The organism is Actinosynnema pretiosum, from assembly GCF_024171695.1.
GTDB classification, from domain to species: Bacteria; Actinomycetota; Actinomycetes; order Mycobacteriales; family Pseudonocardiaceae; genus Actinosynnema; species Actinosynnema pretiosum.
Window position 1 is genome coordinate 79,385 of sequence record NZ_JAMTCF010000009.1, and the last position, 14,871, is coordinate 94,255.

10 protein-coding genes are annotated in these 14,871 nt (G+C 75.6%); 7 read left to right on the top strand and 3 right to left on the bottom strand.

The features are described from left to right. Positions 1-57: 57 nt before the first annotated feature. Entirely contained in the window at positions 58-1,368 is a 1,311-nt protein-coding gene (locus LV78_RS19600; RefSeq protein WP_253846718.1) for an Hsp70 family protein, read from the top strand. An 8-nt stretch (positions 1,369-1,376) separates the two neighbouring features. Then, the gene (locus LV78_RS19605; RefSeq protein ID WP_253846719.1) at positions 1,377-3,743 is read left to right on the top strand and encodes a helix-turn-helix transcriptional regulator; all 2,367 of its coding nucleotides are present in this window, start codon (positions 1,377-1,379) and stop codon (positions 3,741-3,743) included. A gap of 165 nt (positions 3,744-3,908) precedes the next feature. Here the strand turns inward: LV78_RS19605 and LV78_RS19610 are convergent, their stop codons facing one another. Next, positions 3,909-4,445, bottom strand: a complete 537-nt coding sequence (locus LV78_RS19610; protein ID WP_253846720.1) for a DUF2165 domain-containing protein — start codon at positions 4,443-4,445, stop codon at positions 3,909-3,911. Positions 4,446-4,569: 124 nt separating this feature from the next. Further along, positions 4,570-8,616: a WD40 repeat domain-containing protein gene (locus LV78_RS19615; RefSeq protein ID WP_253846722.1), complete on the bottom strand. Its 4,047-nt coding sequence runs from the start codon at positions 8,614-8,616 to the stop codon at positions 4,570-4,572. Between the two features lie 1,783 nt (positions 8,617-10,399). Between LV78_RS19615 and LV78_RS19620 the strand changes: the two genes are divergently transcribed. Further along, on the top strand, positions 10,400-11,581 hold the full coding sequence (locus tag LV78_RS19620; protein ID WP_253846723.1) for a DNA-3-methyladenine glycosylase 2: 1,182 nt from the start codon (positions 10,400-10,402) through the stop codon (positions 11,579-11,581). Between the two features lie 187 nt (positions 11,582-11,768). Beyond that, complete coding sequence (locus LV78_RS40860) at positions 11,769-11,897, top strand: hypothetical protein (RefSeq protein ID WP_301306896.1); 129 nt, start codon at positions 11,769-11,771, stop codon at positions 11,895-11,897. 109 nt (positions 11,898-12,006) lie between these two features. On the opposite strand, the gene LV78_RS19625 is transcribed toward LV78_RS40860, so the two are convergent. Beyond that, positions 12,007-12,840 carry an SAM-dependent methyltransferase gene (locus tag LV78_RS19625; RefSeq protein ID WP_253846724.1) on the bottom strand — a complete coding sequence of 278 codons (834 nt, stop codon included), beginning with the start codon at positions 12,838-12,840 and terminating at the stop codon, positions 12,007-12,009. Positions 12,841-13,048: 208 nt separating this feature from the next. On the opposite strand from LV78_RS19625, the gene LV78_RS19630 reads away from it, so the two are divergent. From LV78_RS19630 to LV78_RS19640, 3 genes are all read left to right on the top strand, one after another. Beyond that, positions 13,049-13,933 carry a Sco1979 family transcriptional regulator gene (locus LV78_RS19630; RefSeq protein WP_253846725.1) on the top strand — a complete coding sequence of 295 codons (885 nt, stop codon included), beginning with the start codon at positions 13,049-13,051 and terminating at the stop codon, positions 13,931-13,933. Positions 13,934-14,089: 156 nt separating this feature from the next. Next, positions 14,090-14,329 carry a DUF397 domain-containing protein gene (locus LV78_RS19635; protein ID WP_253846726.1) on the top strand — a complete coding sequence of 80 codons (240 nt, stop codon included), beginning with the start codon at positions 14,090-14,092 and terminating at the stop codon, positions 14,327-14,329. Continuing rightward, on the top strand, positions 14,313-14,618 hold the full coding sequence (locus LV78_RS19640; RefSeq protein WP_253846727.1) for a hypothetical protein: 306 nt from the start codon (positions 14,313-14,315) through the stop codon (positions 14,616-14,618). The genes LV78_RS19635 and LV78_RS19640 overlap by 17 nt, the downstream gene beginning before the upstream one ends. Positions 14,619-14,871: the final 253 nt, after the last annotated feature.

Genomic DNA, 14,871 nt, shown 5'->3' on the forward strand with positions numbered 1-14,871 from the left:
ACCCCCGTGTAGGTAGTTGACCGTTGCTGCGAACAGGTGAGTGAAGGAGGCTCCGGGTTGTCGTACGTCCTCGGGGTCGACGCGGGCACCACCCGCACCTCGGCCGCCGTCTGCCACCTCGGCGGCGCGGGCCGCTCCGAAGCCGAGGTCGTCGGCCTCGGCGGACCGGGCGGTGGCGTCGCCACCTGCCTCCAGCTGACCGCCGACGGCGACTTCGCCGTCGGCGAGCCGGGCGACCCGCGCTGGACCGCCGCGGACTTCGTCCGCCGGGTCGGCGACGACGTCCCCGTCGTCCTCGGCGCGGACCCGTGCACCCCCCAGGAGCTCGTCGGGCTGCTCGTCGCCCACGTCGCCCGGCGCGTGGCCGAGCGCGAGGGCGAGCCGCCCGCGCACGTCGTGCTGTCCCACCCGCCGGGCTGGGGCCCGCACGCCAAGGCCCTGGTCCACGCCGCCCTGCGCGACGCCGGGCTCGCGCGGGTCACCCTGCTCCCGGAACCGCTGGCCGTCGCCGCCGACCACGCCGAGAACCACCGGGCCCGCACCGGCCTGCTCGCGGTCCTCGGCGTCGGCAGCCACGCCAGCACCTGCGCCCTGGTCCGCCTCGCCCCGAACGGCGATCACGAGCTGCTGGCCTGGTCCGAGGAGGCCGACCGGTGGGCGGGCGCGGACCTGGACGACCTGGTCTTCGCGCACGTCGCCGCCGAGCTCGGCGGCCTCGACCCGGCGCAGCCGCACCTGCTGCCCGCCGTGGCCAGGCTGCGCCGCGACTGCGAGTCCGCCAAGCGCGTCCTGTCCGGCGTGCCCGTCACGGCCGTGCCGGTGCACCTGCCGGACGGCCGCGTCGACGTCGAGCTGACCAGGGAGCGCTTCGAGGAGCTGGCGAGGCCCGGCGTGGAGCTGGCCGTGCGCGGCCTGGAGCGGCTGTGCCGGGGCAGCCGCCCCGACGCGATCGCCCTGGTCGGCGGCACGGCCAGGATGCCGCTGCTGGCCGCCGCCGTCACCGCCGCCGTGCCGGGCAGGCTCGTGCTGGCCGCCGCCCCCGAGGCCTGCGCGGTCCGGGGAGCCGCCCTCGCGGGCAGGCGGCTGCTGCTCGGCCCGGACACCGGACCCGACCACGGCGAGACCTCCGTGCTGCTGCACGGCGACGACCCGTCGCTGCGCTTCCCCGTCGGCCAGCTCGCCTGGGACGACGCGGAGACCGCCGCGCCCCCACCACGCCCCCCGGTCGAGATCACCCCGCTCGACCTGCCCACCCCCCTGTCGGTGAAGCGGGTCGTGCGCCGCGGCCTCGCCCCGATCGGCCGCTCCCGCCGAAGCGGCCGGTCCGCACCCCGACACCGCACCCGAGACGACGAGGACGGCCGTTGAGCCACCGCATGACGACTCCCCCCAAGCCCGTCCTGGACACCGCGGCGCGCGCCCTGCTCGACGACATCGCCGCGAACCCCGGCGCGGTCCTGCGCCTCGGCGTGCTCGCGCCAGGCGGGCACGGGAAGACCACCCTGCTGCGCGAGGTCGAGCGGGCCTTCGCGCAGAACGGCGCCGACGCCACCGTCGTGGACGACGCGCACCTGCTCGGCGACGACGAGCTGCGCGCCCTGCGCGCCCAGGTCGAGCGCGGCGACACCTCCACCGTGGTCGCCTACCGGCCGTGGCCGCGCTCCCGCGCCCTGGCCGCGCTCGCCGAGTCCCTCGGCCGCGCCCGCCCCGCCCACCGGCCCGCCCCGCTCACCCGCGAGCAGGTCAAGCACGCCCTGCCCCCGGCCACCGGCCGCGCCCTGGTCGACTTCGTCCACCAGCAGACCGGCGGCGTGCCCCGCTTCGTGGCCAGGCTCTCCGGCCTGACCTCGCCGGAGCTGACCCCGGACGTCATCGCCTCCTTCCGCGCCGACCTGGACTGGCTCGACCCGGACGCCCAGAAGTTCCTGCTCGCCGCCGAGGCAGGCGCCGCCCTGCGCCTGGACCTGCTCCAGTCGCTGCTCGGCGGGGACGCCGACCGGGTCGCCGACGTGATCGACGCCGTCCGCGCCACCGGCCTGCTCGCCCCCGGCGGAACCCTGCTCCCGGTCGCCCGCACCGCCGTCGCCACGCTCAGCCGCACCGACCGGCGCATCGCCGTGCGCCGCGCCCTCGCCGAGACCCAGCTGCGCGCGGGCGGCCCCGTCCTGGACCTGGTGCGACCGCTGCTCACCGCCCCCGGCCCCGAGCTGTCCGAGCTGTTCACGGCCGCCGCCGCCGAGGCGCTGCCCAGCGACCCGGCGCTCGCCGCCCGGCTGCTCGCCGCCATCGGCACCCCCACCCCCGAGGTCGCCGTCCGGCACGCCACCGCCTCCGCCATGGCGGGCGACCTGGACTCCGCGCTGCGCCTGGCCGACCGGGTCGTCGCGGGCGGCGACCAGACCCACCGGGGCGCCGCCGCCGAGGTCGCCGCCATCGCGCTCGCCCACCGGGGCCAGCTCGCCCGCAGCACCGAGCTGCACCGCTGGTCGCCCAGCGCCACCTCCACCGCGTTCGCCCACATCGGCCAGATCGGCGTCGGCGTCCTCCCGGTCGCGCCGCTGCCGCCCGCCCCGCCCACCCTGCTCGGCGGGGCCGCCTCGCTGATGGCGCACGGCGTCCTGGAATCGGTCACCGGCAGCCCGACCACCGCGCTGTCCACCCTGGTCAGGGCAGCCGGACTGCTCGAACCGGCCGGTGCGGGCGTCCTGCTGCCCGACTCGCCCGCCGCCCTCGCCGCGCTGGTCGCGCTGCACAGCGGCGAGCCCGTGGTCGCCGAGTCCGCGCTCGACCGCGCCGTCGCCACCGGCCTCGGCGGCTCGCTGATGGCCGTGCGGCACCGGCTGCTGCGCGCCTGGATCGCCATGGGCCGGGGCAACCTGGAGCGCGCCCGCGAGACGATCACCGCCCTGCGCAGGGCGAACCGGCCCCTCGAACCCCGCGACTGGATCTTCGCGGTGGCGCTGGAGATCGGCGTCGCCCGCCGCAACAGCGACCTGCCCACCCTCAAGCGCACCTGGGAGCAGGCCTGCGAGGCGGTGCTGCGCCACCCCGTCGACCTGTACACGTTCCTGCCGCTGGGCGAGTTCGCCGCCGCCGCCGCGAGGCTGCGCGACCAGCACCGCCTCGCCCCGCACCTGGCCGCCGCCGAGGAGCTGCTGAGCGGCCTCGGGAACCCCGCGCTGTGGGCGGTGCCGCTGCACTGGAGCGGCCTGCACGCCGCCGTCATCGCCGAGGAGATCCCGGCCGCCGAGGAGCACGCCGCCGCGCTCGCCGCCCACCGCGACTCGGGCCGCTACTGCGCGATCGTCTCCCGCGCCGCCGAGAGCTGGCTCGACGTGCTCGCGGGCAAGGTCGACCCCGACCAGGTCGAGGAGGCCGCGCGCGGCCTGCACGCGGCGGGCCAGTGGTGGGACGCCGCCCGCCTCGCGGGCCAGGCCGCCATCCGCACCTCCGACCGGCAGGCCATGGTCCGGCTGCTCGACTGCGCGCGGCTGCTCCAGGGCAGGCCGCTGGGTGGCCGCAAGCCCGCGCTGCCCGAGGCGGGCCAGGAGACCGGCAAGCTCAGCGACCGCGAGCGCGAGGTGGCCGAGCTGGTGGTCGGCGGGCTCACCTACAAGCAGGTCGGCGACCGGCTGTTCATCTCCGCCAAGACCGTCGAGCACCACGTGGCCCGGATCAGGCAGCGCCTCGGCTGCACCAGCCGCGCCGAGCTGCTCGACCAGCTCCGCCAGATCGTCGGCTGAGCACGCGCGGGCCTTCCCCGAGGCCCGCGCCCCGAGCCGGTCGGCCCGCGTGCGAGCGGGCCGACCACCGGCGCGGACGGGTCCGTCCCCCGTCCGCGCCACCGGCGCGGCGGAACCCCCTGACCTGCGACCAGGGGGTTCCGCCGCGACCGCGACGCCACCGGGTCAGCCCGCGCGCTCCACGTCGGCCACCACCCGCTCCGCCACCGGCTCGCCCCGCCCGGCCAGGTGCACCAGCACCAGCCCGAACCCCGCGATCACCACGTTCTGCAGCGCCGGGGTCAACCCGTTCCACTGCTTCGACTGCCACATCAGGAACCACTCGCCGCCGATCACGATGAACCCCAGGCCGAACAGCAGCACCTGCATCCCGAACCCGGTCCCGGACAGCAGCGACCCCAACCGCGACCGGCCCGCCAGCCACGACCCCAGCCCCGCCAGCAGCACCACCGCCGTCAGCGCCTCCCAGGCGATGATCAGCACGTACGCGGCCGTCACCAGCGCCGGGCTCGTGATCGCCCGCCACGCCGCGCTCGGCGCGCCGAACGTGGTGTCCATCGCGAACACGTGCTGCACGAACGCGTGGTTGGACCCGTAGTCGGTGACGTTGTTGAACGCCACCAGTGCCATGTAGACGCCGGCGACCGCGGTGAGCACCACGACCGCCGCGCGGGGTCCCCCGACCCGTGCCAGGAAGCGCATGACTGCTGAACCTAGTCACCGCGCGGCGGAAGTCCACGGGCCCGCGAACGATCACCCGGATGGCCGCGCCGACTGCTTCGGGTGCCCGATCCGCCTGCCGGTCAGCGCCCCCCGACCGCCGCGCCTACCTGCACGGAGGCGCGTAGTCCAGCTGCGGGACGTGCTCCCGCCAGGCGTCCTCGGTCAGCACCCCGCCGGTCCGCGCGCAGATCCGCCGACGGGCCCAGTCCGCGTCCAGGTGCCACAGCCGCACCGTGCCGTCGGCCGAGCTGGTCGCCACCACCGACCCGTCCGGGCTCACCGACACGTCCCGCAGCGCGGAGTCGTGCCCGACCACGCCCTCCCCGATCGGCCCGGCCAGCGCGGGCGCCGAGGTGTCCCACAGCCGCAGCCGCGCGTCCTCGCCGCCGCTGGCCAGCGTGCGCCCGTCCGGGGTGAACGCCACCGCCACCACCGCCTCCTCGTGCCCGGCCAGCGGCTGCCCCAGCGCCTTCGGCGCGATCGGGTCCGAGAAGTCCCACAGCCGCACGAGCTTGTCGTCGCCCGCCGTCGCCAGCACCCGCCCGTCCGGGGACAGCGCGCCCGCCCGCACCGGGCCGTCGTGGCCGGGGAAGCGGCCCACCGCCCTCGGGGCCTGCGGGTCGGCCACGTCCCACACCCGCAGGGTGCTGTCGGCGCTGCCGGTCACCAGGAACCGGCCGTCCGGGGTGAGCAGCGCGAAGTTCACGTACCCGTCGTGCAGGTCCAGCGGCCCGCCCAGCGGCCTCGGGTGCTCCCGGTCGGCCAGGTCCCACAGCCGGACCGACTCGTCCTCGTGCCCCGTGACCAGCAGGTTCCCGCGCAGCGCCAGCGGCGAGCTGAACCGGGTGCCCAGCGGCAGCGGCTCGCCGATCCGCTCCGGCTCCCCGCCCGGCCGCACGTCCCACAGCAGCACCGACCACGGGCTCGCCGTCACCATCGTGCGGCCGTCCTCGCTCAGCACCACCGCCCGCACCGGCTCGTCCGCGTCCCGCCGGTCGCCGATCGGGGTCGGCGCGTCCTGGCCGCCGGGACCGGCCAGGTCCCACGCCCGCACCGTGCCGTCCTCGCTGCCGGTCAGCAGCGCGCGCCCGTCCGGGGTGAAGCGGGGGCCGACCGTGCGCGCCGCGTGCCCGACCAGCACCGTCGACGGCAGCGACCACAGCCGCACCACCGGGTCCAGGCTGCCGGTGGCCAGCGCCCGGCCGTCCGGGGCGAACCCGACCGCGAACACCGTGCCGCTGCGCCCCGTCAGCGGCTTGCCCAGCGGCTGGACCCGCGCCGGGTCGGTCACGTTCCACAGCCGCGCCGTGCTGTCCGCCGCGCCGGAGGCCAGCACCCGGCCGTCCGGGGAGAACGCGACCGACCACACCGGGGCCAGGTGCAGCGCCAGCGGCCTGCCGCGCACCGAGGGCGCGGCCGGGTCGGACACGTCCCACAGCCGGATGGTGCGGTCCTCGCTGCCCGCCGCCAGGGTGCGGCCGTCCGGGGCGAACGCGACCGAGTGCACCGTGCTGTCGAACCCGTCCAGCGGCGCCCCGACCTGCCTCGGCGCGCGCGGGTCGGTCACGTCCCACAGCCGCACGGTCGCGTCGTCCGAGCCGGAGGCCAGCAGCCCGCCGGTGCGGGAGAACGCCACCGTGCGCACCTGCTGCCCGTGCCCGGCCAGCTCCGCGAGCCGCTTCGGCGCGCGCGGGTCGGTCACGTCCCACAGCCGCACCACGCGGTCGGCGTGCGCGGACGCCAGGGTGCGGCCGTCCGGGGAGAACGCCACCAGGTAGACGGTGTCCTTGCCGGGGGCCACCGAGGTGCTCAGCGGCTTCGGGCGCTCCCGGTCGGTCACGTCCCACAGCCGCACCGCGCCGTCCTTGCCCGCCGACGCGAGCGTGCGGCCGTCCGGGGAGAACACGGCGGAGCTGACCCAGTCGTCGTGCCCGGTCAGCGGCAGGCCGAGGGGCTTCGGCGCGGACCGGTCGGTGACGTCCCACAGCCGCACGGTGCGGTCGTAGCTGGCGGTGGCCAGGGTGCGGCCGTCCGGGGAGAACGTGGTCAGGTACACCGCGCCGGTGTGCCCGGTCAGCGGGGTGGCCAGCGGCGCGCCGCCGGACGAGATCAGCCGGGTGCCCAGGTCGGGCGCGGCGGGCCGCATCCCGCGCGCGACCAGCGCCAGCTGCGCGGACAGCGACGGGTCGCGGTCGAGCAGCTTGTCCGCCTCGGCCACGACCTGCCGGAACACCGCGTCGTCGCGCTGGCGCACCGCCACCACGGCCGCGACCCCGGCGATCAGCGCCAGCACCACCACCAGCGCGGCCCCGCCGCGCAGCGCCCACACCGCCCGCCGGTGGTGCTGGCCGGACACCGCCAGGAAGTCCCCGGTCGCGCCGGTCGGGCCCGCGCCGTCCGCCCGGTGCCTGGCCGCCCAGTGCCTGGCCGCCTCCAGCCGCGCGCCCCGGTACAGCAGCGAGGAGTCCCGCCCCTGCTCGGCCCAGGCCGCCGCGTCCTCCTCCAGCCGCTGCCGCAGCAGCTCGCCCTCCCGGTCCTGGTCGATCCAGCCGCGCAGCCTCGGCCACGCCTGGATCAGCGCCTCGTGGGTGATCTCCACCGAACCGGCGTCGAGGGTGATCAGCCGGGCGCGGGCCAGCACCTCGAGGGCCTCCTCGGCGGCGGCCGGGTCGCCCGCCTGGCCCACCAGCTCCTGCCGGGTGGAGCGGCGCCGGGTGTCCTGGGTGTCCGCGCCGATCCGCACCAGGCGCAGCAGCAGCGGGCGCGCGGCGGCCTGCGCGGCCGGGGCCAGGTCGGACCAGGCGCGCTCGGCCGTCGCGGCCACCGCGCCCTGGATGCCGCCCGCCGCCCGGTAGCCGGCGGTGGTCAGCCTGCCCGCCTGCCTGCGCTGCCAGGTCGCCAGCAGGGCGTGCGAGAGCAGCGGCAGGGCGCCCGCGTCGTACGCGCCCCGCGCGCCGCGCACCGGCGTCCGACCGGCCCGCACGCCCAGGTCGCGCAGCACCAGCTCGACCAGGCCCGCCTCCAGCTGGAGCCCGGCCGCGCGCGCGGGCCTGGCCACCGCCTCGCGCAGCTCGGCCGAGGTCATCGGCCCCAGGACCATCTGCCGCTCCTGGAGCGCGTCGGCCAGCTCCGGGATCGCCAGGCAGCGCCCGTAGAAGTCGGCGCGCACGCCCAGCACGACCAGCGCGGGCGCGTGCCCGCCCGGCCGCTCCGGGGTGCAGGCCGCCGCGAGCGCCTGGACGAACAGCTGGACCTGCGCGTCGTCGCCGCAGAGGGTGAAGGCCTCCTCGAACTGGTCGACCACCAGCACCAGGCGGTCACCGCCCCGTGCGCGCGCGTGCTCGGCGACGGCGGCCCTGACCCGTTCCGCGAAGTCGATCACGCCCAGCGACCTCGGGCCTGCGCCCCCTGCGGCCGGGGCGTCCTCGGGGAGCCCGCCGGGCGGTGCGGCGGACAGCGCGTCGGCCAGTTCGGGAACGCGCTCGACGAGTTCGGCGAGCGGTTTCGCACCCGGAGTCATCACGGCCGACGGCCACCGCGCGGAGCCGGGGTCGGCTAACGCCCCCTCGCGGATGGAAGGAATGAGACCGGCGCGCACGAGCGAGGATTTCCCCGCGCCCGACGCGCCGACCAGGACAATGATTCCGCCGCATTCCGTGGAATTGTCCAGCCGGGTCACGAGCGCGGCCGTGCTGCGCTCCCTGCCGAAGAACCAGGAGGAATCCTCGGACTGGAAAGCGGCCAATCCCCGGTAGGGGCACACGCCGCTTTCCTCGGGCATTTCCACCGGTGCGCTCTCGACCGCCGCGACGGGGCTCGCGAGCGCCTGCTCCCACAGCTCGCGCCAGGCCGCGAGGTCGTGCAGCTCGGGGATCGGCGGGGTCGGCCGCTGCTTGCGGGCTTCACCGATGAGCACCTCCAGCACTACCGAGAGTGCCGAGAACCGGGCCGGGACGTTGCGCCCCCGGCGCCAGTCGCTGACCCGCTGCGCCGTCACCTTGACCGGTCTGCCCTGCTCGTCGACCCGGCGCGACCTGGCCACCGAGGCGGTCACCCGCTTGAGCGGGGGGTCGCCCGCCTCCGCGTAGAGCAGCGCGAAGCGTTCGGCGAAAGCGGTGCGCGGACCCGAACCGTGACCGTTCCCCACCATCCGCTGAGCGCCCTCCCCCGGTGCCGGTTTCCGGTCCGGAAAAACCGGATCGCGGTGTGAACAGGGCTTTTGCCCGCCTTCGGCGGCCCGCCCGTTCCACCTTAACGACCGGGGGTGCCAGGGTGCTCCCAGGCGTTGCGCCGACGCCGACCGGAAGTGCGGCGGGGCCGGGTGCGGTGGTTTACCCGGAGACAGCCGAACCGGGTGCGGGCCATTCACCGCTGAGGAGTCCTGGGGGTCTTCTCAGCGAGGCTGAAAGGTCAGCGAACCGGGGAAGACCGCGTGGGGAGCGACTCGACCGTACGGGGAACGAGGGGTGTGAGCCGGACCAGTGCCGGTCACTGCCCGTGACGGTCGCCAGGGGTCGTGCCAGCCCGGTCGCACACCGGTCGGAAGGGCGGGGCGCCCACCGCCCCGCACCCCGCGCGAGCGGGGGTCGGAGCGCAACGCCGGAACAACGTTCCGGAGCGGGTCCGCGGTTTGCGCACAACGGCGTGCCCAAGCCGCGACCGCTTTGTTCGATGTCGTTTTTCCGCCAGAGTTCGGGCACCCGGTTCCGAGCCCGCCGAGCGGTGCCCGAGGCCGTGCAAGAGGACGCAGTGGAGCACAACCGGTCGATGTCACCAGACCACCTGGCTAACCGCGGTCGGCACTTCACCGGACCACACCCCCGCACCCATTGCGGGGCGCCTTCCACACCCCCGACCGCACCGGTCCCGAACGGCGGGGCAAACGACCGGACACCCCGGTTCCGCACCCGCGGCGAACCGGCGGACGACCACTCCGCGCGGTCGCGGGAACCACTGGGCGCCCCCACCGAACCGGGGCCGCGCGGGGTCGGGTCGAGCGGGCGAGGGTCGAACGGGCGTGGGTCGAACGGGCGGGAACGGGCGCCGGGACGCAGGGCGCGGGGGAGGGGGCCGAGGTGCTGAGGGCGGAACCGGGAGTGCCGGGACGGCGGACCACGCCACCGAGGACGACCGCGCAGGGCCGCGCGAGCGCCCCGCAGGAGCGCACGCCACCCGACGCGCAACCCCCGACACCCGCCCGCGCCACGACGACCGGTGCCGCTCCCGTCGATGGCCGCGCCACGACGCCTCACGCAGCTCCTGTCGATGGCCGTGCCACGACGCCCCACACCGCTCCTGCCGATGGCCGCAAACCTGCGGATGACCGGGCTCCCGCCGCTGGTCACGCTCCCGCCGCTGGTCACGCTCCCGCCGCTGGGCACGCCTGTGCGGATGGCCGCGCCCCTGCAACCGGCCGCACCCACACCGCTGGTCGCGCTCCCGGCGGCGATCACGTGCCCGCTGGTGGTGGTGCGCCAGCAGGTGGCCGGGCTCCTGCCGGCCGCGCTCCCATCGATGGCCGTGCTCCTGCCGGTGGCGCGCCTGCCGGTGGCCGTGTCCCCGCCGGCCACGCACCTGCCGGTGGCCGAGCCCCTGTCGCCGGACGCGCACCCGCCAACGGCCGCGCCCCCGCCGGTGGCGCGCCTGTCGGACACCGCGTCCCCGCTGGTGGTCGCCCTTCCGCCGATGTCACCCCCTCTGCCGGTGGCCGCCCCCCTGCGGGCACTCCCGCTCCTGCCACCGCGCCCGCTCCTGCCACCGCGCCCGCTCCTGCCGGCGGCCCCGTTCCCACCACCGCCCGCCCTCTCACCGCCCACCCCATCACCGCCCACCCCATCACCGCCCACCCGCTCCCCGCCCACCCCCGCGCCACCGCCACCCCACCTGCCACCCCGCCCCAAACCGACCCCACCTGGGGCCCCAGGGCCGACCCGGTGGCCAGGGCCCTGCGGATGATCGTCGACGGCGTGGTCGACCGCGAGGGCGTCCCCGGCCTCGCCACCCGCCTCGGCTACAGCGTCCGCCAGGTCGAGCGCCGCCTGCTGGCCGAGCTGGGCTCCGGGCCGCTGGCCATCGCGCGCGCCCGCCGGGCCCGCACCGCCAAGCTCCTGGTCGAGACCACCGCCCTTCCCATGACCGAGATCGCGGTGGCGGCCGGTTTCGCCAGCGTGCGGGCGTTCAACGAGACGGTGCGCGAGCTGTTCGGCCGCTCGCCCACGGATCTGCGCGGCGGTCGGCGCGCGCCCGGCGGCGAACCAGGCGCGGTCACCGTGCGGCTGCCGTTCCAGGGGCCGCTGCACGCCCCGTCGCTGTTCGGCCCGCTGGTGGCGAACGCGATCCCCGGCGTGGAGGAGTGGCGCGACGGCGCCTACCGCAGGACGCTGCGCCTGCCGCACGGCCACGGCGTGGTGTCGCTGCGCCCGCGCGCGGACCACGTGGAGTGCGACCTGGCCCTGACCGACTCGCGCGACCTCCCGGTCGCCATCTCCCGCTGCCGCCGCGCGCTGGACCTGGACGCCGACCCCGCCGAGGTCGACGCCGCGCTCCGCGCCGACCCCGTCCTGCGCCCGCTGGTCGACGCCGCGCCCGGCACCAGGGTCCCCGGCGTGGTGGACGGCGCGGAGTGCGCGGTGCGCGCCCTGCTCGGCGAAGGCACGACCGCGACCGCGAGCACGACCGCGAGCACGGGCTGGGCGCACCGGGTGGTGCAGGAGGCGGGCGAGGCCGTGCACGACCCGGCGGGCGGCCTGACCCACCTGTTCCCCACCCCGCGCGCGCTCCTGGAGCTCGACCCCGCCCTGCTCCCGCCGCAGGCGCGCGCCCCCCTCACCGCCCTGCTCACCGTGCTGGTCGGCGGCGTCGACCTCGGCGCGGGCGCGGACCGGGCCGAGGCGCGGTCGGCGCTGCGCTGCGCGGGCGAGCGCGTGCTGGACGCCGTCCTCACCCGCTCGCTCGGCGACCCGGACGGCTTCTGCCCCGACGACCCCGCCCTGCGCGCAGCCGCTGGCGAGGTCGGCCTGCCGGTCACCGCCGCCGCGCTGGCGGACCGCTCGCGCGCGTGGCGCCCGTGGCGCGCCTACGCGACCCGCTACCTGCTCGGCCGCGCCCCGCGCTGACCACGCCGAACCCTTGTCCCGCAACCGATCCGCGCCGGGAATCGGCGGTTCCCCCCACCCGTCCGAACCCGGCGCTCTATGATCGCCATGACCGGACTCGGGGAATCGTGGCGGAAAATCGGTTTCGCCAGCGCCTGATCTGCCTATCCTCAGCGCGTCCCGAGTCGTCATGGACGGAGATCCCCCGTTGAGCACGGAACAGCTGTTCAGCCACCTTGAGTCGCACGACGCGCACTTCCCCGTGCCCGCCTCCGCCGAGCCGAGCTACGAGGACCTGTTCCACGAGCCGCCCGCGACCGTCGAAGCTTCGTCCTGATCGGACGTTCCCCCGACTCCCGTTGGCGCAGCGGGAAGACCGCCGCCAACGGGAGCCTCGCGCGCCCCGGAACCGTTGCGCCCCAACGGCCGCCCCGAGCGGCCCGGCGTCACCGCTTCCAGCCGACCGCACCCGCGATGCAGTGCGACACCGGGGCCAGCTCCTTGAGCTGAGGCCCGTCCGGCCACCAGTCGGCGCAGATCACCAGTCCGGGCTCGACCAGCTCCAGCCCGTCGAACAGCTCCAGCAGCTCCGAGCGCTTGATGAACTTCCCGCTGCCCATGGGGCTGTGCAGGAACGCCTGCTCCATCCGCCGCGACAACCGGCCCAGCTCCTCGGTCTCCGGGTCGAGGAAGTGGCTCAGCGCCACGAACGAGCCGGACGGCAGCGCGTCCACGTACTTCGCCATGATCTCCTTGGCGGACGGCGAAGTCCCGTTGTAGTGGTGCATCGTCCCCAGTTGCAGCAGCGCCACCGGCTTGCTGAAGTCGATGTGCGCCCGCACCACCGGGTCGTCCAGGATCGCCTCGGGGTCGAAGATGTCCGCCGCCGAGAAGTGCGTCTGGTCGTTCTCCTCCAGCAGCGCCCGCCCGTGCGCCAGCACCACCGGGTCGTTGTCCACGTACACCACCCGCGCCTCGGGCTGGAGCCGCTGCACGACCTGGTGGGTGTTCTCCGCCGTCGGCAGCCCCGAACCGCAGTCCAGGTACTGCGTGATCCCGGTCTGGCTGGCCAGGAACCTGGTCGCCCTGATCAGGAACCCCCGGTTGTCCACCGCCAGCGTCGCCGCCTCCGGCGTCACCTGCTGCACCCGGCGCAGCACCTCGCGGTCGATCTCGTAGTTGTCCTTGCCGTTGAGGAACGCGTCGTAGACCCTGGCGATGCTCGCCTTGGTCGTGTCGATGTAGACCGGGGCGGGGGCGTCCGGCGACAGAGCGGGCATGGCTACCTCGCAGGGTGGTCCGGGAGTAGAACTGCTCGTGCACCTCAGCACAGACGATCATCGAAGGGTATGGGCCCGCGCTGCGCGGGGACCGCTGTCGGGAGGGGTTGGACGGACGTGGGTGTACGTTCAGTGACGATGCGATGTCGGGCCACCGCGGCGCTACCGCCGATCGGGTGCGCGCTCCGGCGAGCGGGGAGGATCGGCGATGGCCACCGGTGAGCCCCGGCTCCCCAGCGGCGAGCGGGACAGCGGCCCCACCGCGCTGAGGATCGTGCTCGGCGCCCAGCTGCGCAGGCTGCGCGAGGCCGCGGAGATCACCCGAGCCCAGGCCGGCTACCAGATCAGGGGTTCCGACTCGAAGATCAGCCGCTTGGAGCTGGGCCGGGTCGGGTTGAAGGAGCGCGACGTCTCCGACCTGCTGACCATGTACGGGATGGTCGACGAGGACGCGCGGCAGAAGTTCCTGGCGATGGTCCGCAGGTCCAACGAGCCGGGGTGGTGGCACCGCTACACCGATCTGATGCCCGACTGGTTCCAGGACTACGTCGGGCTGGAGGAGGCGGCGACCCGCATCCTCAGCTACGAGACGCACTTCGTGCCCGGCCTGCTCCAGACCGAGGACTACGCGCGCGCCATCGCCAGCCACGGCAGGCCGGAGCTCGCGGGCCCGGAGGTGCAGCGCCGGGTGACGCTGCGGATGCGCCGCCAGAAGGTGCTCGCCAGGCCCGGCGCGCCCCGGCTGTGGGTGGTGATCGACGAGTCGGTGCTGCACCGGCCCATCGGCGGCAGGCAGGTGCTGGTGGACCAGTTGGACCACCTCCTGGAAGTGACCAAGCAGCCGCTCGTCACCCTCCAAATAGTCCCATTCCCGCTCAGCGGTTATGCCGCCGAAGGGCCGTTCACGATGCTCCGGTTCGGGGAGCCGGACCTGCCGGACATCGTCTACGTCGAGCACCTCGCGGGCGCGCTCTACCTGGACAAACCCGAGGAGCTGGAGATCTACGGACGGGTGTTCGACCGGCTCACCGTCGATGCGGAGACGCCCGATCGCAGCAGGCAGGTGCTGGCCAAGGCGCGCGCCTCGCTGTGACTCCCGGATAGGGGTTTCCGCCATTAGAGGGAGATTCCGCCGCTGCATATGCACGTGCATTTACGGGTGTCCACGCCGCTGCTAGCGTCCGTGCACGGCTCAGATGCACGTGCAGATGCACCGTCTGCGGAGCTTCGGACCGAATGGGGTGGGGCAATGGCGGGCAAGGTCCACAACGGCATGTCGGCGGCGTCGCTGCAGGGGGTGGTGTGGCGGAAGAGCGCACGCAGCGGCGCGCTGGGCAACTGCGTGGAGCTCGCCGACCTGGTGGACGGGGGGATCGCCGTGCGCAACTCGCGCTTCCCCGACGGTCCGGCCCTGGTCTACACCAGGGAGGAGGTCGCCGCCTTCGTCGCAGGGGCGAAGGACGGCGAGTTCGATGACCTCCTCGGCTGACCAGGGGTGTCGAACAGCCGGGCAGTTACGCCAGTTGATCGCGCGGGGGTTCCAGTTCCTGCACCCGCGCGACGCGAGGGGTGAACTGGCTGCTGTCGTCGGCGTTCGGGCCCACCACACCGTGATCGACGTGGTCCGGCTGCACGACGAGGACAACGCGGTCGCGATCCGGATGCCCGCCGACGAGTCGAACGTGCTGTTCCCCAGCAGGTTCTCCTGGCGCAGGCGGGGACCGGCGACCGCGGTGCTGGAAGAGCTGCTCGAACTACCGGACGACCGGATGACCTAGGTCGTCCCTCCCCCGGCGAACTGACCTGGGTGAGCGCACGGGTTCGGGCCCCACGCGCCGGGGCCCCCGGCCCGCTCCCCGTTCGTCGAGACCGGCGCGGTGGTCGCCGCAGGCGCCCTCGCGGGCGTCGCCTGACCGTGCGGCGATCACCGCGCCGCGCCGGTGAGAACGAGGGGTTCCACCGTCCACAGAGGACTTCGATCGTCGGGCTCGGGTGGTGCGGCAGCGCCGCCCGGCGTCACAGGGGGTGACG

Bases quoted from the DNA above. Each gene is read 5' to 3' on its own strand.
- LV78_RS19635 (WP_253846726.1), top strand. From the start codon at position 14,090: ATGGCGGGCAAGGTCCACAACGGCATGTCGGCGGCGTCGCTGCAGGGG.
- LV78_RS19640 (WP_253846727.1), top strand. From the start codon at position 14,313: ATGACCTCCTCGGCTGACCAGGGGTGTCGAACAGCCGGGCAGTTACGC.
- LV78_RS19605 (WP_253846719.1), top strand. From the start codon at position 1,377: ATGACGACTCCCCCCAAGCCCGTCCTGGACACCGCGGCGCGCGCCCTG.
- LV78_RS19625 (WP_253846724.1), bottom strand. From the start codon at position 12,840: ATGCCCGCTCTGTCGCCGGACGCCCCCGCCCCGGTCTACATCGACACG.
- LV78_RS19610 (WP_253846720.1), bottom strand. From the start codon at position 4,445: ATGCGCTTCCTGGCACGGGTCGGGGGACCCCGCGCGGCGGTCGTGGTG.
- LV78_RS19615 (WP_253846722.1), bottom strand. From the start codon at position 8,616: ATGGTGGGGAACGGTCACGGTTCGGGTCCGCGCACCGCTTTCGCCGAA.
- LV78_RS19630 (WP_253846725.1), top strand. From the start codon at position 13,049: ATGGCCACCGGTGAGCCCCGGCTCCCCAGCGGCGAGCGGGACAGCGGC.